18 protein-coding genes and 1 pseudogene are annotated in these 20,379 nt (G+C 61.4%); 6 read left to right on the top strand and 13 right to left on the bottom strand.

What is annotated here, in order from left to right; genetic code table 11:
• Window positions 1–597, top strand: a pseudogene (locus tag ACE3PP_RS12720) (hypothetical protein); the annotation flags it as partial.
• Between the two features lie 36 nt (window positions 598–633).
• Here the strand turns inward: ACE3PP_RS12720 and ACE3PP_RS12725 are convergent.
• On the bottom strand, window positions 634–2,076 hold the full coding sequence (locus ACE3PP_RS12725) for an aminotransferase (RefSeq protein WP_374382827.1): 1,443 nt from the start codon (window positions 2,074–2,076) through the stop codon (window positions 634–636).
• 96 nt (window positions 2,077–2,172) lie between these two features.
• On the opposite strand from ACE3PP_RS12725, the gene ACE3PP_RS12730 reads away from it, so the two are divergent.
• Window positions 2,173–2,817, top strand: a complete 645-nt coding sequence (locus tag ACE3PP_RS12730; protein WP_374382828.1) for a TetR/AcrR family transcriptional regulator — start codon at window positions 2,173–2,175, stop codon at window positions 2,815–2,817.
• 135 nt (window positions 2,818–2,952) lie between these two features.
• Here the strand turns inward: ACE3PP_RS12730 and ACE3PP_RS12735 are convergent, their stop codons facing one another.
• The 7 genes from ACE3PP_RS12735 to ACE3PP_RS12765 form a co-directional block, all read right to left on the bottom strand.
• Entirely contained in the window at window positions 2,953–3,537 is a 585-nt protein-coding gene (locus tag ACE3PP_RS12735) for an NUDIX domain-containing protein (RefSeq protein WP_374382830.1), read from the bottom strand.
• Entirely contained in the window at window positions 3,534–5,774 is a 2,241-nt protein-coding gene (locus tag ACE3PP_RS12740) for a hypothetical protein (RefSeq protein ID WP_374382831.1), read from the bottom strand. Before ACE3PP_RS12740 ends, ACE3PP_RS12735 begins: the two co-directional genes overlap by 4 nt.
• The gene (locus tag ACE3PP_RS12745) at window positions 5,771–6,676 is read right to left on the bottom strand and encodes a hypothetical protein (RefSeq protein WP_374382833.1); all 906 of its coding nucleotides are present in this window, start codon (window positions 6,674–6,676) and stop codon (window positions 5,771–5,773) included. The genes ACE3PP_RS12740 and ACE3PP_RS12745 overlap by 4 nt, the downstream gene beginning before the upstream one ends.
• A gap of 98 nt (window positions 6,677–6,774) precedes the next feature.
• Window positions 6,775–7,830 carry a dipeptidase gene (locus ACE3PP_RS12750; RefSeq protein WP_374382835.1) on the bottom strand — a complete coding sequence of 352 codons (1,056 nt, stop codon included), beginning with the start codon at window positions 7,828–7,830 and terminating at the stop codon, window positions 6,775–6,777.
• Between the two features lie 290 nt (window positions 7,831–8,120).
• Entirely contained in the window at window positions 8,121–9,950 is a 1,830-nt protein-coding gene (locus ACE3PP_RS12755; RefSeq protein WP_374382837.1) for an ABC transporter ATP-binding protein, read from the bottom strand.
• A 519-nt stretch (window positions 9,951–10,469) separates the two neighbouring features.
• Window positions 10,470–12,059 carry an ABC transporter substrate-binding protein gene (locus ACE3PP_RS12760; protein ID WP_374382839.1) on the bottom strand — a complete coding sequence of 530 codons (1,590 nt, stop codon included), beginning with the start codon at window positions 12,057–12,059 and terminating at the stop codon, window positions 10,470–10,472.
• Window positions 12,060–12,141: 82 nt separating this feature from the next.
• A complete protein-coding gene (locus ACE3PP_RS12765) occupies window positions 12,142–12,972 on the bottom strand; it encodes a winged helix-turn-helix domain-containing protein (protein WP_374382841.1) in 831 nt (276 codons plus the stop codon).
• Window positions 12,973–13,084: 112 nt separating this feature from the next.
• Here ACE3PP_RS12765 and ACE3PP_RS12770 point away from each other — a divergent pair, with 112 nt between their 5' ends.
• Window positions 13,085–14,266, top strand: a complete 1,182-nt coding sequence (locus ACE3PP_RS12770) for an amidohydrolase family protein (protein WP_374382843.1) — start codon at window positions 13,085–13,087, stop codon at window positions 14,264–14,266.
• 190 nt (window positions 14,267–14,456) lie between these two features.
• On the opposite strand, the gene htpX is transcribed toward ACE3PP_RS12770, so the two are convergent.
• Window positions 14,457–15,410, bottom strand: coding sequence for a zinc metalloprotease HtpX (htpX, locus tag ACE3PP_RS12775; RefSeq protein ID WP_374382845.1), 954 nt, complete (start codon window positions 15,408–15,410; stop codon window positions 14,457–14,459).
• A gap of 110 nt (window positions 15,411–15,520) precedes the next feature.
• Between htpX and ACE3PP_RS12780 the strand changes: the two genes are divergently transcribed.
• From ACE3PP_RS12780 to ACE3PP_RS12790, 3 genes are all read left to right on the top strand, one after another.
• Complete coding sequence (locus tag ACE3PP_RS12780; protein ID WP_374382847.1) at window positions 15,521–15,715, top strand: succinate dehydrogenase assembly factor 4; 195 nt, start codon at window positions 15,521–15,523, stop codon at window positions 15,713–15,715.
• 72 nt (window positions 15,716–15,787) lie between these two features.
• Entirely contained in the window at window positions 15,788–16,717 is a 930-nt protein-coding gene (locus ACE3PP_RS12785; RefSeq protein WP_374382849.1) for a DUF1223 domain-containing protein, read from the top strand.
• Window positions 16,714–16,929 carry a DUF1653 domain-containing protein gene (locus tag ACE3PP_RS12790; RefSeq protein ID WP_374382851.1) on the top strand — a complete coding sequence of 72 codons (216 nt, stop codon included), beginning with the start codon at window positions 16,714–16,716 and terminating at the stop codon, window positions 16,927–16,929. Before ACE3PP_RS12785 ends, ACE3PP_RS12790 begins: the two co-directional genes overlap by 4 nt.
• A 278-nt stretch (window positions 16,930–17,207) precedes the next feature.
• Here ACE3PP_RS12790 and ACE3PP_RS12795 read toward each other — a convergent pair whose 3' ends face one another.
• The 4 genes from ACE3PP_RS12795 to ACE3PP_RS12810 all read right to left on the bottom strand — a co-directional run bounded on the left by ACE3PP_RS12795 (window position 17,208) and on the right by ACE3PP_RS12810 (window position 20,073).
• Window positions 17,208–18,038 (bottom strand): lysophospholipid acyltransferase family protein, encoded by an 831-nt coding sequence (locus ACE3PP_RS12795; protein ID WP_374382853.1) that lies wholly within the window; start codon window positions 18,036–18,038, stop codon window positions 17,208–17,210.
• Window positions 18,039–18,040: 2 nt separating this feature from the next.
• Window positions 18,041–18,859, bottom strand: coding sequence for a GNAT family N-acetyltransferase (locus ACE3PP_RS12800; RefSeq protein ID WP_374382854.1), 819 nt, complete (start codon window positions 18,857–18,859; stop codon window positions 18,041–18,043).
• Window positions 18,856–19,338, bottom strand: coding sequence for a Fur family transcriptional regulator (locus ACE3PP_RS12805; RefSeq protein WP_374382858.1), 483 nt, complete (start codon window positions 19,336–19,338; stop codon window positions 18,856–18,858). The genes ACE3PP_RS12800 and ACE3PP_RS12805 overlap by 4 nt, the downstream gene beginning before the upstream one ends.
• 282 nt (window positions 19,339–19,620) lie before the next feature.
• Entirely contained in the window at window positions 19,621–20,073 is a 453-nt protein-coding gene (locus ACE3PP_RS12810; protein ID WP_374382856.1) for a MucR family transcriptional regulator, read from the bottom strand.
• Between the last annotated feature and the right edge of the window lie 306 nt (window positions 20,074–20,379).

Here is a 20,379-nt window from a genome sequence, read left to right on the forward strand (position 1 = left end):
GCCGGCAGCGCCTATCTGCATTGGCGCCGCTTCCATGTGCCGATCACGATCGCGGCGGGAGCCCTCGCCATCGTCGGCACGGGGCTGTCGCTGGTGCTGGTCGCCGTGCCGGAACTGATGGTCCATATCCGCTGGTTCCTGCTTGTGGGCGGGCTCGGCCTCTTCGCCTTTGCGATGCATTGGGACATGTCGGACCGCGCGCGCCGCACCCGCCGCTCGGATGTCGCCTTCTGGCTGCATCTCGCGGCGGCACCCGCCATCGTGCACCCGATCTTCTACGGGCTCGGCATTTTCGACGGCGAGGCCAGCACGGGGCGTGCCGGCATCGTCGTGGCGCTCTATATCGCGATGGCGTTGGTGTCGCTGGCGGTCGATCGCCGCGCCATGCTGGTCTCGGCACTCGCCTATGTGCTCTACGCGATCAGCGCCTTGTTCGAATCCTTCGGCGCCATCGGCATCAATGTGGCGCTCACCGGCCTCGTCATCGGCTCGGCTCTGCTGCTGCTCTCGGCCTTCTGGCATGTGGCGCGCCGCATCGTCGTCGGCCTGCTGCCGCCAAGTTGGCAGGAGCGCCTTCCGGCCATCGACCGCCGCTAGAAAAAGGCCCCCGGAGAAATCCGGGGGCTTTTCGCTTTATCCCTTGTAGTGGCCCTCGGCCTTCAGATCCGCCATCGTCGCCTCGATCCCCTGGCGCAGCAGCGAAACGAGCTCGTCCACTTCCTCCTTGTTGAGGGTGAGGGGCGGCGAGATCACGTTCAAGGCACCGAGCGGCCGCACGATGAGGCCGAGCTTCTCGCAATGGTCCGAGATGCGCTTCCCGATATTGACGGCGTCGGGGAAATGTTCGCGCGTCGCCTTGTCCATCACATTCTCGACGCACATCATGAACTTGTGCCCGCGCACATTGCCGACGATGGGAAGCTCCAGCAACGTCTCCAGCTGTTGCTCGAGATACGGCCCCATCTTCTGCACATGGCCGTTCAAATCCTCGCGCTCCATCAGCGCGATATTCGCCAAGGCAGCCGCGCAGGCGACCGGATGGCCCGAATAGGTATAGCCGTTGGTGAACCAGCCGTCGGGATCTTCCGCCGACATCGCCTCATAGACGCGGTCGGAGAAGATGACGGCGCCGAGCGGCTGATAGCCGGAGGTAAGGCCCTTCGCCGTCACGATCATGTCGGGGACGATGCCGAACACATCCTCGGACGCGAAGAAATGCCCGAGGCGCCCGAACGCCGTCACCACTTCGTCCGACACATAGAGAATGTCGTACTTATGGCAAACCTCCAGCGAGCGCTTGTGATAGCCCTTCGGCGGCACGATGACGCCGCCCGCCCCCATCACGGGTTCCGCAAAGAAGACGGCGATATTGTCAGGCCCCACTTCCAGGATCTTGGCCTCAAGCTCGTTGATGAGATAGTCGCAGAACTGCGCTTCGGTCATCCCCTTGCCGACGCCACCCGGGAGCACTTCATGCGCCCGGTAGAAATTGGGCGAGGAGACGTGATGCACCAGATCATCGACGAAATGGAGATAGGGCGAGCGGTCGGCGGGGCGGCCGGTGATCGACCCGGTGAGGTAAGTGCTGCCGTGATAGGCGTCGATGCGGCTGAGGATCTGCTTCTTCGACTTCTTGCCCCGGCGCGCGTGATAATAATGCGCGATGCGCACGGCGGTGTCGTTGGCGGTCGACCCGCCGCAGGTGAAGAAGACCTTGTTGAGATCGCCGGGTGCGAGCGATGCCAGCTTCGCCGCCAGCTCCGCCGCCGGCACGTTGGTCGTGTCGACGAACGGGTTGTAGAAGGCCATGCGGAGCGCCTGCTGCGAAATCGCATCCACGATCTCGCGCCGCCCATAGCCGATATTGACGCACCACAGGCCGCCGATCCCATCGAGGTAGCGCTTGCCTGAGAGGTCATAGACATAGGCCCCCTCGGCGCGGCCCATCACCAGCGAGCCGTCCTTTTTGAAACTGTCGAAATGGGTCCAGGGATGGACGAAATGGTCCTTGTCCTTCTGCCAGATGTCCTTGGGGTCGACCTGGTCGAGGCTGGCTATGGCAAGGTGGCCGGTCATCTCACTTCTCCCTAGAATGCGGTCACGGAACGCTATTATTGAAGTCGGAAAAATATTATAGTGACTTCAAAATTACAGTCAATCTAGGAAAAGACGATGGCCGAAGGCGGCTTGCGCGAGCGACAAAAAGAGAAGCGAAAACAAGCGATTATGGTCGCGGCGGCCAAGCTGTTCCAAGCCCAGGGCTTCAACGCCGCCTCGATGGAGGACATCGCCGCCGCCGCCGAACTCTCGGTCGGCACGGTCTACAACTATTTCAAGTCAAAGGCCGAGATCGGCCTTGCCATCTACCAGGCCGACCGCGACCTGGTGCAGGCGGCAACCAGCCTCGTCATCGACAACCCGCCCGCGGACCCGGTCGATGCCATCTGCCGCATGATGGAAACCGATTTCGAGACCGAGATCGGCTATCTCGACCGCGCCGTCTGGTCGGCCCTCTTCGGCGCCTCCTTTACCGACCAGTCGAGCCTCTCGACCGCCTTCGTCTCCGACGAGCTGATGCGCGTCGACCAGTTCCGCAAGCTCCTCACCGTCTTGAAAGCGCGGGGCAAGATCGGCGCCGAGGCCGACATCGACGCGGCCGCTGAAATGCTGGGGGCCCTCAACCTCTGGTACTTCATGCGCTGGCTCGCCGGCCTCCGCGCCGGTGCCGACAATGCCGAAAGCGGCATCCTCGATGCGGAAGCCAAGGCCACCTTGCGCCGCCACGTCGCCCAGCTGATGCAGGGCCTCAGGGTTTAGGGGCGCGGGCGCAAGGGAGCTTTCTCCATTGTCATGGTCCGCGCAGGCGGACCATCCACGAATTTGTTGGCGACATGAAGAAAGCAATTCGTGGATCCTCCGCCTTCGCGGAGGATGACAAGTGAAGAGGGGCCCTTACCCCATCACTTTATGGAGCGCCGCATATTGCAGCAGCATGATGGTCTTGGCGTCGCAGATGCGCCCGTCGCCCACCATCGCCAGCGCGTCTTCGAGGGTCAGCTCGATCACCTCGATATCCTCGCCCTCCTCGATGAGGCCGCCGCCCGTGCCCGTGCGGGTCAGCGGCGAATATTCGGCGATGAAAAAGGTCACGCGCTCCGTGACCGACCCCGGGCTCATGAAGCATTCGAACACGCGCTTCGGGTTGGTGACGGTGACACCGCATTCCTCCGCCGCCTCCTTGACGATCGCCGTCTCCGGATCATGCGCATCCAAGAGCCCCGCGCACACTTCGATGAGCGGCTCCGCGTGCCCATTCACATAGGCCGGAAAGCGAAACTGCCGCGTCAGCAATACGGTCCCCTGCGCCGGGTCATAAAGCAGAATGCAGCACCCATTCCCCCGATCATACGTCTCCCGCGTCGTCGTCACCCAAGACCCATCGCGCCGCTGGATCTCGAAGGTGGTTTTTTTGAGAAGATAGTAGTCGTCGGAAAGAACGCGGGAGTCTTTGATGCGGATTGGGGGCATTGCGGTCATCGAGGTTGTTTCAGTTTAATCAGACCAGCTGTAATTGCATCACGGATAGGTTCTGCAAATCCGCCCTCGGTCAGATCTGAGTGTATTTCCAGATGCTGCTGCGCTCTGCTTGCACCAAGGTAGACCGAGGAAATGAACGTATGTAGGCCATTAACGCCACCACCTAACTCTGCCACTAAGTTCGCATTGGCATCGACAAGCAAAACACTTTTGAACTGAAGACCCGCAACGTACTCAGGCATACTTAGCACCGCACGTTGTCGAAAGCGCTCAATTGCGCCGATTTCGTCTCTGCCACTGACCACCACGAAATTGCTCTGAAATACGCCCGCTTCACGGTACGTCTGGAATCGATCATGGTCCAAGCACAGAACCGCAATGTGTTCTCCTTTCACCGCCCCTTTCAGCAAGTTCTTCGACACCTTCAAAACATTATCGATCATATCTTTCTGTGAACTATATCCGAACGCCGATGGAGTATCGCCACTAGCAATTTGCGATGTTCCAAAAGTCAATGACCAGTCTTCCGCGAGATCGCTCCCCGGAAAATGCTGATTGAGTCGACTCAGGAATGCCAGAATCTCTGGAGTATACCTGAATACGTCTCGTAGCTCAAAGGTTGGACTAGGCGATTGAAGTCCGGCTTCCGTCCAAACCGAATCTCGCTCAGTTGTGGCATGTGGAAAGAAACTGTTTCTCGGCGACTGTCGTGGGTCATAAGCGACGGCCACTTTCTTCGGCGTCTCATTCGTCCTCAGTAGAAAGCCTAACACCCGGCGCTCTTGCGCATTAAATAGGTGAAGTTCGTCGGCAAAAATGATGTCGAATCCCTTCTCCTTTCTCAGCGCCTCCCATCGGAAAGAATTGAGATAGGCGAGAAAATCGGCAGTAAACTGATCGAGGCTAACAACACCAAGCTCTGTAAGTGCTCTACGAAAATCTCGATAAAGTTCAAGCACCACGCGCTTCTCGGCGCCGTTCCGAGCAAGCGAGCGTTCAGCTGGCCGTAAGAGCAAGTATTTCTTAGTGATCTCGTCGATTGCCCGAACGCCGAGTGTCTCTAGAACATTTGCAAATTCGTCCGATAGGTCGCAGCAGAATGCCCTGTGGCGAGCTTCGCCAGGAGGTGCCTCGATCCCCTTAATGAAATCTTCTCGGCACCCGTCGCGAAACATATGCAACCAAGGACCTGAAACAAAATCATTGACCAACGACAGTATGATTTCGAATTGCAGCTTCCGGCCTTCACTTCCATCAAGGGAAAGTGGCGCAACATTCTCAGAATCTCGATTTATATAGTTATCGGCGAGGCCATGAAGAGTTGAGACCTCTACGTAAATATCCGGATACTTCTCCCGATCAAGTATGACTCCTCGCTCGTCAAGCAAAAGCAGGCCCCTAAGTATATGATTAGAGGTTTCCTCTCCATGAGTCAGAAAGCAGCCGCGAAATGGTCTCTGCGCGTCAGCTGCAGTATATATTTCCTTTAAGAACCTCATAGACAAGACCAGGGTCTTCCCCGATCCTGCCGGCCCACGGACACGTAGTGGGCCAATGAAATTAGCATCAAAGAAATTGCGCTGACTTCTTGTTAATTTGCTATCGCGCCAAGTCGAAAATGGAATCCCTTGCATTACGTTCACATCACCAAATTGCTCATCCAAAGCAATTGTGACGTGGCCAGCTCCATAGCCTGTGGCTCCAGTATCTGCAGGCCCACCGTCAAAAACGTCGGAAAAACCTAGTACCGCCTCCGAAAAAAGATCAGCATCATAGTTGGCCCGCGTAAGAGGGTCTGCTCGGTTGCTGGATATATGATATGCGTAGACGCAGTTCGTTCCCTCGGGTGCTACGTCAACGTAGACTCTTGCGGCGACATTGGCAGTGATCCTATTTGTCTGAAATGAAAGCAGACTTCCGCTATGAAATGGTCTCCATGAAACAGGCAACTTTACTAAGCTCGGAAGGAACTCGCTAAGTGTAGCTCGGAGAATACGTTGAAAGCACTCGAGGCGCGCTTGCTGTGGAAGCTCTGGCAGTAGCGCACCGTCTATACACCGTATAACTAACAGGCGATTTGAGGGTTTGGATTTCGGGCCAATAAAGTACAGCACCTCATTAACTTGGACGCGGGATGCGCCGCGAATTTCTCCAAGCTCCTCTATCCAAGCGTCTTCAAGTTGATATGAGCTCAAGATGTTTACGGCATCGTAATCAAAGACGATGGCTCGAATCATATTGCATCCCCTCTCGTGAGGAAGGTTGCGAGTCTTTTAAAAACGCGCTGATGTTCTTCATCCCTGTGGTCGTCTAGACCAATTCGAACAAACAAATTTGAGAATTTTTGTAGAAGGTCGGTTTTATAAATTCCCCGTAGGCGACAAATTCTAAGGTACTTTGTTGGGTCGCTATACCACTCGGCCCTGTCGAGAACGATCGCGCCAGCTGGCAGTGCCGAAATCATACGCAGCGGAACCACCAATCCATATTCCGATCCCGAGTGCATCTCCGGATCAAGGCCTTGCAGCTCCCTAATTAACCAAGTGTCAGTTCTATGCCTCAGTGAGTCGAGCGCCTGCTCTAAAGTTGATCTTCGTCTATCTTCATCGTACCGCGTTCTCTCAAGCTTTTGCTTGAGGGCGAAAAGCTCGTCGAGCGCCTTGCGTTCGTCTATTGCGGTTGAGCCGTAGCCAATGGCAGATAGTTTTTGGATGGCTTGATCTGCATCCCACAGATCAACAATCTCTTTCGCAGAAATCTTGATATCAGTGGCCTTCTTTAGGCGCTCTAGTTCTTCAATCTGTCTAGCAGTACCACCTTGCTCGGCCCAATATGTTAAGGCTCGATACTTGTCAGCGGCTCCATACTCATTGAGCATTTTTTCTACTGCTGGCTTTGCTTTTCTCTCGAGCTCTTTCGACTGTTCATTGCGCCAGACCGTGCCAAGAAAAAACGCATGTCCCACAGCAGGCAGATAAAGTAGATTCGGTCCGGTCTTTCCGTTCGCGAGATCGCAATCCGCACTGAGGACAATGCCAAATCTTGTCCAGGGATTTGCCCATGCACCGGTCGACGGGTGAGCGGCAATTATGTCACCCTGTCGTAAGGGGACATTAGGGCCGGTGTATTCGCATTCCATGATATTCCCCCACGCCCACCGAATAGTCCGCAACCGCATGACTACAAATAATCGGAGATTAATGGGGGAAGCTTCTTCTAATTATCGAGGTAGGTCAACTACCTCCAGCATGCCTCCGCCACGCGCATGAAATTCCCGCCCATAATGGCGGCGACATCCGCGTCCTTGTAGCCGTGGCGCAGCAGGCCCGCTGCGATATCGGGCAAACGCTCCGGCGAGACGAAGCGCACGCTGGAGAAGTCGAAATCGACGCCCTGCACCTTGGGCCACCACAAAGCCGGGTCTTCGCCGTCGGGGAGGTCGCTATGGTCCTGGTCGAAGGAATAGTCGATGCCGATGCCGACATGGGCGACGCCGATCTTTTCCACCATGTAATCGATGTGGCGGATGATCGTGTCGGTGTCGATATCCTTGCCCAGAAACGGGCCGATGCCGGTGACGCAGACCATGCCGCCGGTCGCGGCGGCGCGTTTGATCTGGGTGTCGTCGATGTTGCGCGGGTGATCGCACAGCGCCTTGGCGTTGGAATGGGAGAAGACGACGGGTTTCGATGAAACCTCCATCACGTCGAGGCTGGTCGCCCGCGCCGAGTGCGAGCAATCCATGACGATGCCAACCCGGTTGCATTCCTTCACCACCGCGCGGCCCAAATCGGTCAGGCCCTGATTCTTCCCGAAGCAGCCGCCGGCGATATTGTTGTCGCGGTTATAAGCCAGGTGCATCTGCCGCACGCCGAGGTCGCGATAGACGCCCAGCATGGCGAGATCGTCCTCCAGCATCGCCGACCCTTCGAGGTCGAAGGCCACCGCGAGCTTCCCCTCGCGCTTGGCGCGGCGCACATCGTCGAGGCTATCGACCATGATGTAATGCTCCGGGTGCTTCGCGATCCAGTCGCGGAAACCGGCGATGACGCGGATGCATTGCGACAGCGGGTTGAAATCCATCCCCACATTCACGGAAACGAAAGTCGCCCCCGCCGCCCGGTGCCGCTCCAGCGCCCGGCAATCGTAATTGGGGAGAAGCGGCAGGCAGGCATGCGCATCCCAGATGATATTGTCCTTGAAGATCTGCGGCCAGCTTTCCCGCGGCAGCAAAGGCTCCGTCGCCTCGACGCCCCGCGGGTGCGGCATCTCATTCTTCACCGGCTTGTTCATCACGGATTCTCCCGTTGCATTTTCAGCCATCATAACGGGGGTGCGGGTCATGAGAAAGGTCAGCATGGGGGGCTTTAGTCGGAGAGGTGGTGGGCAATATGGGTGACAGTCTTCGCGGCGGTACCCCCCTCCCTGACCCTCCCCCTCAAGGGGGGAGGGGAGGAGTTGTATTGTGCGGGGCCGGGCCGATGGGGGCTCTATGACTCTCGCTGCGTGTAACCCCCTCCCCCCTTGAGGGGGAGGGATGGGGAGGGGGGTGGGCGATAGCCCAACTTCTTCCCCCCAATCCGTTACGCCGCTTCCTCATCGATCAGCCCCAGCACCTGGCGGTCGAAGAGGCGGCGGTAGATGCCGTCTTCTTTGCCGAGCAGCGTGCCGTGGCTGCCTTCCTCGACCACGCGGCCGCGGTCGAAGATGAGGATGCGTTCCAGCGCCCTGACCGTCGAGAGGCGATGGGCGATGACGATGGCGGTGCGACCTTCGATGAGCCGCGCCGTCGCCTCCTGGATGAGATGCTCAGATTCCGAATCGAGGCTCGACGTCGCCTCATCCAGGATCAGGATCGGTGCATCCGCCAGGAACGCCCGCGCCAGCGCCACACGCTGCCGCTCGCCACCCGAGAGCTTCACCCCACGCTCGCCGACCAGGGTCTGATAACCCTTAGGCAGACGCGCGATGAACTCATGCGCGTTCGCCAGCCGCGCCGCCTGCTCGATCTCGGCCATCGTGGCGCCGGGCTTGGCATAGGCGATGTTCTCGGCCAAGGACCGGTGGAACAGGATCGGCTCCTGTTGCACCAGGGCGATCTGCGCGCGCAAGGTCGCCTGCTGGGCCAAGGCCACATTCTGCCCGTCGATGCGGATCTCGCCCGACTGGATATCGTAAAGCCGCTGGATCAGCTTGACGAAAGTCGTCTTGCCGGACCCGGAGAGCCCCACGAGCCCCACCTTCTCGCCCGCACGGATCGTCACCGAGAAGTCGCGATAGAGCGGCGTCTCGTGCCCCGCATAGTGGAAGGTGACGCGGTCGAACACGATCTCGCCCTTCGTGATCTCGATGGGCTTGGCGAAATAGCCGTCCTTGACGCCGAAGGGTGTGGCGTTGATCGCCACCAGCTCCTCCATATCGTTGACCGAACGCTGCAGGTCGCGGATGTAGAAGCCGATATCGAACAGATAGCCGTGGATGACCAGATAGGCGGTCAGCACATAGACCACTTCGCCGGGGGTTGCCGCCCCCTGCCACCACAGCATGAGCGCCATGCCGATGATGCTGACCCGGAAGAGCAGCAGCATCGCCGCCTGCAGCGTGCCGTTATAGGTCATGCGCATCCAGGACCGGCGGCTGCGCCGCTGCCATTTGGCGATGACCTTGCCAAGGAGCGCATCCTCCCGCGCCTCGGCGCCGAAGCTCTTCACCACGGCGTTGCAGGTGATGGAATCGGCAAGGGCGCCGCCCATCTTGGTGTCCCACTGGTTGGAGAGCGACGCCGCCGGTCCCACATATTTGAGGGACAGCACCACCACCATGAAGACGTAGAAGGCCGACCCCGCCAGCACCGCGAGGCCCATCAGCGGCCAGTGCCAGGCCAGGATCGCACTCGATCCCACCAGCACGACGAAGGCCGGGAACAGGGCCAGCAGCACCGTGTCATCGAGCGAATCCATCGCCCACATGCCGCGCGTGATCTTGCGCACGGTCGATCCGGCAAAGCTGTTGGCATGCCAGTCCGTGGCGAAACGCTGCACGCGCCAGAAACTGTCCGCGACCATGCGCGACATGATGCGCAAGGACAGGCGCACGATCCCGTAGAAGCCAAGGAAGCGGAAGATCACCGCGACGAGGCCCAGTGCCACGATGGAAGTTAGCGCCGTCAATGCGGCCTCGAGTGATGCGTCACTCCTGGGCTCGCTCACCGCATCCACCAGATGGCCGGCGAAGACGGGGATCGAGATATCCATCAAGGTCGCGGCCATCATGGCGGTGGCCGTCCACAGCAGGCGCGGCCATTCTTTCCGCCAGTATCCGGCGGTGAAGCCGGCGACGGCGGCAAAGGCGCTGCGCTTCCTGGGCGTTTCAACGGTCGTTGTCGCGGCGGGCGACAGGGCGATATCGGTCATGTCTTTGTCGGTGGGCACAAATCCCACCGCCTCTGATGATTGTCCGGAAAGGGAGAAGGGGCGGAAAGACGGAACTCACGCGGCAAAGGCGGCGAAAGACCCGATGCGAGGCCCCGAAACGATCCCGTTCCGGCTATGTCGAACGAAAATGGGAGAAGAAAAAGATGCAGGCCGTCTGTCGGCCTGCCCGTCTTATGTCGGACCTAGTGGAAGGACCGCATCGACGGCAGGCCGGGAATGGCGTCTTGGAGCATGTATGTCATGCAAGCCTCCCAGCGTTGAGTTGAGAGCAACAATCTAACCGACCCGCGACAATTTGGCAAGTGGGCACACCCGCGATGCGGGTGGTGGTGTGTGCGTGATGATTCTGTCCGGCGACACCGATCGTCATCCCCGGGCTTGACCCGGGGATCAGCCTGCAACTGAAAGGTCGAGCCCAGTCGCACTTGATCCCCGGGTCAAGCCCGGGGATGACGATGCTCTCTGGATGACGATCTGTATGTCGAACCAGCGTACTCCTTACGCGAACCACCAGCGTTCGTAGATATAGCCGCCATCATGGTCGTAATTGGTGTTGAGCTCGCCGTGAGCCACCTTGTCGGCATGGGCCGAGGTGAAGTTGTTGAACATGAGAACGACGATGCCGCCGTCATCGTGCAGGATCTGCTGCATCTCGGCATACATCGGCGCGCGCTTGGCATCGTCGATCTCGGCGCGGGCCTTGAGCAGCAGCTCGTTGAAGCGGTCGTTCTTCCAGAACGTATCGTTCCACGCCGCTTCCGCCGCATAGGCGGTGGTGAACATCCAATCCGCCGTGGGGCGGCCGCTCCAATAGGAGAAGCACCAGGGCTTCTTCATCCACACGCTGTCCCAGTAACCGTCATTCGCCTCGCGGATCACGTTGATGTCGATGCCGCATTTGGCGGCCGATTCCTTCATCAGCACGGCGGCATCGACGGCGCCGGAAAAGGCCGCGTCGGCGGCGGAGAGATCGACCTTGAGGGTCGAGAGGCCCGCTTTCTTCAGATGGAACTTGGCCTTTTCCGGGTCGTACGAATAGACCGGCTCCGGCTGGGTCGCGAATTTGATCGAGGGGGCGAGCGGATTGTCGTTGCCGGGCTGCCCGTGGCCCAGCAGCACCTTCTTCACGATCTCCTCGCGGTTGATCGAATATTTCAGCGCCAGGCGCACATCTACATTGTCGAACGGTTTCGCGCGCACATCCATCGGCGCCACGTAATGCGAGAAGCCGGTGACGTCGGTGATCTTGATGTTGGGGTTGCGCTCCAGCAGGTTCAGCGTTTTGAGATCGCACCGGTCGATATAATCGACATCGCCGGTCAGAAGCGCGTTCTGCCGCGCCGCCACGTCGACGATCGACAGCATCTCGACCTCGTCGAAATAGGGGCCGTCCTTGTGGAAGTTCGGGTTGCGCTTGCCGGTGAATTTGACGCCGGGCTGATAGCTCGCCATCACGAAGGGGCCGGTGCCGACGCCCGATTTCCAATCGATGCCGCCTTGCCCGTCATCGGCGAAGATCGGCAGATGGTAATCGGTGGTGATGTAGGGGAAGTCGGCGCTGCCCGACTTCAGGGTGAAGACCACCGTATCCTTGCCGTCGGCCTTCACGTCGGCGATGTCGGCGAGGGCCGATTTCGCGGCCGATTTCGAATTCTCGCCGCGATGGTAATTGTAGGTCGCGACCACGTCGGCGGCGGTGAGGCTCTTGCCGTTATGGAACTCGATGCCCTTCTTCAGCTTGTAGACCCAGGTCTTGGCCCCGTCTGCCGCCTCGAAACTCTCGGCGAGATCGGGGACCGCATTGTTCTTCTGGTCGATGCCGGTCAGGCACGAGCCGACGACGAACCCGACATCCGCCGAGAAGGCATTGGCCCAGGTCGCGGGGTCGAGGCTGTCCGAGGTCTGGCCGTGGCCGATGCCGGCGCGGAACTTGCCGCCCTTCTTGGGTTCCGCGCGCGCTGCCTTGGCGAACAGGCTCTCGGCCGCCGTCACCGTGACGCCGGCTGCGAGCGCCAGCTGGATGAAGTCGCGCCGACCCATGCGGCCGCGCCGCGCCAGGGATTGCATCGTGTTGAGATCCATCGCCATGCCCCATTCCCCCAAGTCGATTATGTGATTGCGGAAGCATCGACGTTACGGGCGGGCGCGGCGGCGGCTCAATGTTTTTAATTCAAACATCCGGGGCGGGGAGCAGCGGGGCGAGGACCGGCATGCCGGGCAAATGGATCGCCGCCGCCTGGCGCAGGGCCGCCTGATCGCCGAGGGTCGCGAGCCACAGCACGCCGTGCCGCCGGTGCCGTTTCACCGCGTGGCGGGCCATCGCCTCGGGTCCCTCCTCGGCGATCACCTCGGCCGGCGTAATGCCGTGCCGGTCGAGCACGAAACGGGCGATTTCGGCGGCTTCGGACCCCCCGAAAAGGACGATTTCGGCACCATAATATTGTGTGAGGAAGCCCTCGAAACAGTCCCGTAAGTATCGGTAAAGCCGCAGCTGCTCCTGGGCATAGGCGCGGGTGAGCTCCCCCAATTGCGCCTCGCCGGCCGGGGTCAGCACATATTGAAACCCGCTGCCGCGCCCTGCCGGCCGGTCGAGTTTCGCCAGCGCCCCTTCCGCGTAAGCCCTTGCTGTATAAGCGTTAATGACCGCAAGAGAGACATCGAGCCGCGTAGCGAGGCGCCGCTGCGACAGGAGCGGATCGGCCCGGTAGGCGGTGAGAATCCGCAAGGCGAGCTCCCGCTCCACATGGCGTTTTTCCTGGCGGATGCGCGCGAATCCTTCAGGCCGCAGCAGCGCCGGATCGCCCTCTTTCGGAAGCAGCCGATCAAGATACCCCAGCGCCCAAACCTTCGCAGAATCGAGGTCGACTTGGCCGGTGCTCTTGACCAAAGGGCGGGGCTTTCCGGGGCGGCGGAAGGCTGCCTGCCAGTATCGGCTGGGCCGGTCGGTGCGCCGGAAGAGGCGGACGGCACCTTGGGCAAGGAAGATTGAGCTGTCGCTCATGGGTGTGTGCAAGGTGTGTGCGTGAATCGCAGGATAGCAGAAGTCAGGGCCCTGGCGAGATCCCTTGTCGTCGATTAGAAACAAAGCAGAACAAGGAGAAGGGGGCGGGAGGATGAGCGGGTCCATGTTGCTGCGCAGCGTTAGGCTGACGAACGGCGAGACGGTCGATATCGCCATCCGCGACGGCAGGATCGCCGCCATCGGCCCTGACCTGCCGGGAGAGCCGGTGATCGAGGGGAAGGGGCGCCTCGCCCTCCCCGCTTTGGTCGAGGCGCATGGCCATTTCGACAAGACGCTGTGGGGAACCGGCTGGCCCACGAACAGCGCCGGCCCGACTTTGCGCGACTATATCGCCAACGAGCGCCGCATCCTGCGCGACGTCAAAACGCCGATCGCCGATCGAGCCGGGAAGCTCATCGAGCAGTGCATCGCCAAGGGCTCGCTGCATTTCCGCTGCCATGTCGATGTCGATCCGGAATTCGGCACCACCCATGTGGCGGAGATGCTGGCCCTGCGCGAAAAATACCGCGGCATCATCAGCATGGATTTCGTCGTCTTCCCGCAGACCGGCCTGCTGATCCGCCCCGGCACGGCGGAGATCATGGAAGCGGCCCTCGAGATGGGGGTGGAGAATGTGGGCGGGCTCGACCCCTGCGGGATCGACCTGGACCCGATCCGACATCTGGAAACCGTCTTCGGCCTCGCTGGAACCTATGACCGCGGTGTCGACATCCATCTTCATGACAAGGGCGAGTTGGGCCTGTGGCAGATCGAGCGCATCGCCGAATTCACCCGCCGCTTTGAGCGCCAGGGGCGCACGGTGATCAGCCACGCTTATTGCCTGGGCCAGGCGAGCGAGGCGCGCCTCATGAAGATCGCGGCTGAACTCGCGGAAACGGGCATCAGCATCATGACCACGGCGCCTGCCGATTGCCCGGCCCCGCCGGTTGCCGCCTTGCGCGCGGCCGGGGTCAATGTCTGCATGGGGTCGGACGGGATCCGCGATGCCTGGTCGCCTCTCGGCACCGGCGACATGCTGGAACGCGCCCTGTTCCTGGCGCTGCGCTTCGACTGGGCGAAGGATCATGAACTGGCCGACGCCTTCGATTGCGTGACGCAAAGCGGGGCGAAGGCGCTGGGCCTTGAAGATTACGGCATCGGAGTCGGCAAGCCCGCCAATTTGGTGCTCATCGAGGCTGAAAATGTCGGCATGGCGATCGCCGAACGCCGCGCCGACCGCACCGTCATCGCGAGCGGACGCGTGGTGGCGGAGGGCGGGGTCTATCTGGGATAGGGGCGCCCCACTCGGCTTGCGCCGACACCCCCACCCTGACCCTCTCCCTTCAGGGGGAGGGGACTGCAGCTGATCTCGCACCGCTGCTTCAGCAAACTCGGTGAGATTCCCTCTCCCTTCAGGGGGAGGGTCCCGTCGGCGAAGGCCGACATGCGTCGGCGGGGTGGGTGTGCGCGCAGCGGGGTGGGCCTTAGCCCCAGGGACCCTTCTGCCGGTCGACGGTCGGGATCGAGGAGCGGCGGGTCGCCGGGCGCGGCGTTGAGCTTTGGCGCGGGCCGGCGCTGATATTCGTCGCGGGGCCGCGCGTTTCCATCGCCAGCAGGCGCTCGATGCGGTTGGCGACATGGGGATGGGTCGAGAAGAGGCTGTCGCCCGTGCGACCATGCAGCGGGTTGACGATGAAGAGATGCGCCGTCGCGGGATTGGCCTCAGCCTCGTTGTTGTCGATGACTTCGGCACCCTGGCTGATCTTGTTGAGCGCACTCGCCAAGGCGCGCGGTTCGCCGCAGATTTCGGCACCGACGCGGTCGGCTTCATATTCGCGGCCGCGCGAGATCGCCATCTGCACCAGCATGGCGGCAAGCGGGGCGAGCAGCATGACGAGGAGCGAGCCGATGGCGCCCAGCGGATTGTTGCGGTCGTCGCGGTTGCCACCGGCAAGGCCGATGAACATCAGCGAATTGGCGAGCATGCCGATGGCGCCGGCCAGCACCGCCGTCATGGTCATGGTGAGCGAATCGCGATTCTTCACATGCGCCAGTTCATGCGCCATGACGCCCGCAACCTCGTTCTGGTTCAGCATGCGCAGGAGGCCTGTCGTCGCGGCGACGGCAGCGTTCTCAGGGTTGCGGCCGGTCGCAAAGGCATTCGGCTGGTCGTTGTCGATGATATAGACCTTGGGCATAGGGAGCCCCGCGCGTTGCGCGAGGCTAGCGACGATACCTTCCAGCGGATGGCCGTCGGCCGGCTGCGCCCGGTACATGCGCAGGACGATCTTGTCGGCGTTCCAATAGGTGAAGAGGTTCATCACCAAGGCAAGGCCGAAGGCGAAGAGGACACCCGTCTGCCCGCCGATCACATAACCGACCGCGAGGAACAGGCCGGTCATCGCGGCCAGAAGCAAGGCGGTGCGCATGTAACCCATGTGACCTGTCTCTCCCAGCGAAAGAACAAAACCCTGACCGCAAGATTGTTATGCGCGGTGGCCGAATCAAGAGCTTGACCGGCGCCGCCAGGACCCTATCGTCCGGGGTCATGACAAAGAATGACGAAAAACAGCCGGTTGAAGAAGCTCAGATCCCGGAAACGGCGGCGAGCGCTGCGGACCCAGCATCGACGCTGGTGGCGCCCAAAGCGCCTGCCCTGCCCAAGGAAATCGGCGGTCCGACCGGCCCCGAGCCCACCCGCTATGGCGATTGGGAACGCAACGGGCGCGTCAGCGACTTCTAGATTTTTCCGATAGATAGAAGCGGCACGGGAAAGTGAGTGGCGGGGGGCACCCGCGCCCCTTAGATTGGGCGGATGAGGTCAAAATTCCTCCATATCGGGGTGCTGCTCTTCGGCCTGCTGGCGGCAGGTCCGGTGGGCCTGGCGCATGCCCAGAGTAATGATGGCGGCTTCGGCAACGGCAGCCTGGTTCAGCCCTTCGCCGGCTCGGGCGGCAACAATCCCCTGCCGGCGCCGGCCGATCCGTCGGGTGGCCTGGGCGGAAATGCGCCGAGCGCCTTCGATCCGGCCCCGTTGCCGCCGCCGGCGCCGATCCTGACGCCGCTCGCCCTGGAAACGCCGCCCACACCCGTCGTCGTCGAGCTCTTCACCTCGGAAGGTTGCGGCACCTGTCTTGCCGCCAACGATCTGCTGCGCCAGCTCTCGGCGCGGCACAATCTGCTGCCCATCACCTTCCATGTCGATTACTGGGACTATACCGGCTGGCAGGACCGCTTTGCCGCCCCGGCCTTCGCCGACCGCCAGCGCGCCTATGCGGCGGCGCGCGGCAAGTCGATGATGTACACGCCGCAGCTGGTGATCGCCGGCGCCATCGAGGCGCTGGGCACGGACCGCAAGGTCATCGAGAAGGCGCTGAAGGTCGCCGAGCGGCGTCACCCGATGTACCCGATCGCGCTGGCCAAGGATCCCGCCGGCAACATCCATCTCAATCTGCCGCAGGCGCCCTTGTCGGTGCCGGCGAGCCTGTGGCTCGTGACCTACAAATATGAAGCGGCGAGCGACATCCAGGCGGGCGAGAATCGCGGCAAGCGGATGATCACCACCAATGTCGTCCGCTCGCTGCGCAAGCTGGGCAGCTGGTCGGGCGCGGCGGAAGACCGCATCATCGCGCTCGCCGCCGATGAGATCGCACTCAAACCCGATGCCTGCGCCATCATCGCCAACGAAGCCGAATTCGGCCCCGTCGTGGCCGCCGCGGCCTGGGATTTCAAGGATCTGTGGTGAACGACTTCAAGGCGACGCACCGCCATTACAAGGGCGGGCTCTATCAGAAACTCTTCGACGCCACGCATAGCGAGACGGAAGAATTGCTCACCATCTATCTGACAGCCGACGGCCGACCCTTCGCACGCCCCAAGGCGATGTTCGACGGAATGACGGATGATGGGCAAAGGCGCTTTGCGCCGATTGAAGGCGGGTCGAGCGACCGGAACTGACGGTCATGCTGCGCGCGGGAGAAGAAGGCCGGGGATGACGATCGTCTCTATCTCGGCCAACTCGACCAGATTCCCGCCGGCCGCTCGCTGACGCTCGCCACCCCCACCCTGACCCTCCCCCTGAAGGGAGAGGGGATCTCACCGAGTAGATTGAGATAGCGGTGCGAACGCGCTGCAATTCCCTCTCCCTTCAGGGGGAGGGTCCCGTCGGCGAATGCCGACATGCGTCGGCGGGGTGGGGGTGTCGGCGTAAGCCGGGTCGGCTTAGTCGATGCCGCTCAATCCGCCTTCTCGTGCAGTGCGTCGGCGACGCCGCCGGCGACGCGGGTGTAGCAATGCTGGGTCAGTTCCTTCCTTGAGCGGAAGTCGGCGATGGTGACGGGGTCGTGGAATTCGACCACGACGCGGGCCGTGCCGAGGCGCGCGAACTGCCACAGATGATCGCCGAGCGTCATGTCGCCATACCAGGCGAGATAGGGCCGGTTGCGATGGCCCATCGGCAAGGAGCCGAGCCGCGTATAGCTGACCGAGACCGGCTGCACCGCGAGGGCCCCGTGCTTCCCTTCGCGTTCGGCGACGCTGAGGAGCGCCGAGCGGAAGGGCAGCACGCGATTGCCGTCGTTCGAGGTGCCTTCGGGAAAGAGGATGAGATTGTCGCCGGCATCGAGGCGCAATTGCAGATCGTCGCGCTGGCGGTGCGTGGTGCCGCGGCGCCGGTCGACATAGACGGTGCGCTGCATCTTCGAGAGCCAGCCGAAGACCGGCCAGGAGCCGACCTCGGTCTTGGCGACGAAGCTGCCGACGATGAGGCTGCCCAGCACCGGAATATCGAAATAGGAGGTGTGGTTGCTGACGAAGAGGGTGGGCGCACTCTGGCTCATCTTTCCGCGCACCTCGACATCGAGGCCGATGATGCGGCAGGTGAGCCGATGATAGAAACGCGGCAGCAAATTGCGGGCCGGCAGGCGCAGGAGGAGAAGGACGAGCTGCAGCGGGCTCAAGGCCAAGGTCAGGCCGAGATAGCAGGAAAGGCGCAGCGCCCCCAGCAGGCTGGAGCCTTCATCGAGATCGAAATGCCGGGCCGGCGCCTGCCGCCGCGACCGCGCCATGATCAGGAATCGCTGCCGTAATCCGGCCGCGTGTAATGCTTCATGTATTTGTCGGTGACTTCCGCCGTCACCACGACGATGGAAACATCGACCGAGCCGAATTCATGATCGATGACGGCGCCGTCGCCGACATAGCCGGAAAGGCGGAGATAACCCTTGATGAGCGGCGGCAGAGCGGCGAGCGCCCGCCTCTCATCGATCTCATTGAGCGGCATCATGTTCATGTCGACATAGCGATCGGGCAGCGCCTTGGGCCGGAATTGCGGCGGCGCCAGATGGCGATGATGGAGATAGGACAGCGCCATGCGGTGCGCTTCCGGATCGGTGCCGGGGAAACTCGCGCAGCCAAACATGATTTCGACCTTGTGGAAGAGGATGTAGTCGGTGATGCCCTTCCACAAAAGCTGCATCGCCATCTTGTTGCGATAGGCGGGATCGACGCAGGAGCGGCCCAATTCCAGGATCTCGCCCGGGCGATTGACCAGGGGCGAAATGTCGTATTCGGCGATCGAATAGAAGCGGCCGGCGCGCCGCGCCGCCTCGCGCCGCAGCAGGCGGTAGGTGGCGACGATGCCTTTGACGCCGGCGCCGCGGCTGCGGTCGACGACGATGAGATGATCGCAATAGGGATCGAAAGAATCGAAATCGCGGCCGATGCGCGTCATCTCGGCACTGGGCTTGGCACCCATCTCGCCATAGAAGACGCGGTAGCGCAGTTCCTGCGCGGCGACGATCTCGGCCTCGGTCTCGGCAAGTCTTGCTTCGAGGTCGCCGACGATGACTTCGACCGGCCGCTCGCGCCGGGCCGCAGCGACGATCATTTGTCGTCACCGCCAACGGGCTGCGCCCGCTTGGGCCGACCGTTCGGCATGTCGATGTCGGCGCCGCCATCCTTTTCGAGCGGCACGGCATAGAGTTCCAGGCGATGGCCGACCAGCTTGTAGCCAAGCTCGGCAGCGACGCCCTTCTGCAGCTTTTCGATCTGCTCGTTGGTGAATTCGATCACCCGGCCGGAATGGATGTCGATCAGATGGTCGTGGTGATCGTCCTTGGCCTCTTCATAGCGCGCGCGGCCGTCGCCGAAATCGTGGCGCTCAAGGATGCTCGCCTCTTCAAAAAGGCGCACGGTGCGATAGACGGTCGCCAGCGAAATGCCGGGATCGATCTGGGCGGCGCGACGATGCAGCGCCTCGACATCCGGATGATCCTGGGCGTCGGAGAGAACCCGCGCGATGATCCGACGCTGATCGGTCATCTTCAGCCCTTTTTCGATACACAGCTTTTCCAGCCTCGATGGCACGGCCGCCTCGCCTGTCGTTATGGTCTTGGTCAAAACAGCGAATTCCCAGTCTTCGTCTGTAGCATCCCTTTAACAGGACTGGCGCGCTTCAACCAGCCTGTGTCGCACTGGCTGCTGGGCCGGATGGGCCCGGCCTGGCGGTGCTGTCACGAATCCATTGTGCCTTGGTTAACCGCCTGGCGCCAAGAGGAATGCGCGCGGTCCCTTAAAGTGTTTTATTGCAATAAGTTAGGGAGGGAATTCGGATGACGGTTTGGTTAAGGCCGAGACGAAGCGGGGAAATCAGCCGCGACGGCGAACCGGCCGCTTGCGACCGCCCTTGCCGAGGCCGAACTCGCGCGCCAGCGACGAGCGCTTCTTGGCATAGTTGGGCGCCACCATCGGATAGTCCGCGGGCAGGCCCCAGCGTTCGCGGTATTGCTCCGGCGTCATGTCGTAGGCGGTGCGGAGATGGCGCTTCAGCATCTTCAGTTTGATGCCGTCCTCAAGGCAGACGAGATAGTCGGGCGTCACCGATTTCTTGACCGGGACGGCGGGCTCGCGGTCTGCGGCGAGCTGGGCCCGGCCACCGGTCACCGCGTTGAACGCTGCCGACCCATCCTGCGCGAGGGCCGCGCGCGTCTCGGCGATGAGGCGCGGAATCTCGTTCATCGCCACCGTGTTATGCGAGAGATATGCGACCACGATCTCCGTCACGAGCGGCAGGAGGGGATCGTTCTTCAGCGTATCGCTCATGGAATCTTCCTTTTCAAAGCGGCAAGCCGGCCCGCGTGACCGAAGCGTTGCAGAAGTCTTCGGCGGAGCCCGTCAAACTCGTGAGCGATACATACTCACCGGCCTCAGGAGGCGCAATCGAACTGGGCTAATTTTCGTAATTCTCACACATAATCCTGCGTTTTGCAGGGGCTTTGTCGGGTATTTATCCGGCATTCAAATCTTTGCCGAACATCAGCGCATCAACCTTTCCCAGGTAATATTTCTTGCGGCGACCGCAAGGCGCAAATGGACCGCATGGACCGGCTGTACCGGGAGCTTCTGCCA

Origin of the sequence: Dongia sp., assembly GCF_041910485.1 — a bacterium.
Taxonomy (GTDB): Bacteria; Pseudomonadota; Alphaproteobacteria; order Dongiales; family Dongiaceae; genus Dongia.

Coding starts and splice junctions, on each gene's coding strand:
- ACE3PP_RS12765 (WP_374382841.1), bottom strand. CDS start 12,972: ATGAGCGACAGCTCAATCTTCCTTGCCCAAGGTGCCGTCCGCCTCTTC.
- ACE3PP_RS12810 (WP_374382856.1), bottom strand. CDS start 20,073: ATGAGCGATACGCTGAAGAACGATCCCCTCCTGCCGCTCGTGACGGAG.
- htpX (WP_374382845.1), bottom strand. CDS start 15,410: ATGGGTTACATGCGCACCGCCTTGCTTCTGGCCGCGATGACCGGCCTG.
- ACE3PP_RS12785 (WP_374382849.1), top strand. CDS start 15,788: ATGAGGTCAAAATTCCTCCATATCGGGGTGCTGCTCTTCGGCCTGCTG.
- ACE3PP_RS12725 (WP_374382827.1), bottom strand. CDS start 2,076: ATGACCGGCCACCTTGCCATAGCCAGCCTCGACCAGGTCGACCCCAAG.
- ACE3PP_RS12800 (WP_374382854.1), bottom strand. CDS start 18,859: ATGATCGTCGCTGCGGCCCGGCGCGAGCGGCCGGTCGAAGTCATCGTC.
- ACE3PP_RS12770 (WP_374382843.1), top strand. CDS start 13,085: ATGAGCGGGTCCATGTTGCTGCGCAGCGTTAGGCTGACGAACGGCGAG.
- ACE3PP_RS12750 (WP_374382835.1), bottom strand. CDS start 7,830: ATGAACAAGCCGGTGAAGAATGAGATGCCGCACCCGCGGGGCGTCGAG.
- ACE3PP_RS12760 (WP_374382839.1), bottom strand. CDS start 12,059: ATGGCGATGGATCTCAACACGATGCAATCCCTGGCGCGGCGCGGCCGC.
- ACE3PP_RS12795 (WP_374382853.1), bottom strand. CDS start 18,038: ATGGCGCGGTCGCGGCGGCAGGCGCCGGCCCGGCATTTCGATCTCGAT.
- ACE3PP_RS12735 (WP_374382830.1), bottom strand. CDS start 3,537: ATGACCGCAATGCCCCCAATCCGCATCAAAGACTCCCGCGTTCTTTCC.
- ACE3PP_RS12755 (WP_374382837.1), bottom strand. CDS start 9,950: ATGACCGATATCGCCCTGTCGCCCGCCGCGACAACGACCGTTGAAACG.
- ACE3PP_RS12780 (WP_374382847.1), top strand. CDS start 15,521: ATGACAAAGAATGACGAAAAACAGCCGGTTGAAGAAGCTCAGATCCCG.
- ACE3PP_RS12740 (WP_374382831.1), bottom strand. CDS start 5,774: ATGATTCGAGCCATCGTCTTTGATTACGATGCCGTAAACATCTTGAGC.
- ACE3PP_RS12730 (WP_374382828.1), top strand. CDS start 2,173: ATGGCCGAAGGCGGCTTGCGCGAGCGACAAAAAGAGAAGCGAAAACAA.
- ACE3PP_RS12745 (WP_374382833.1), bottom strand. CDS start 6,676: ATGGAATGCGAATACACCGGCCCTAATGTCCCCTTACGACAGGGTGAC.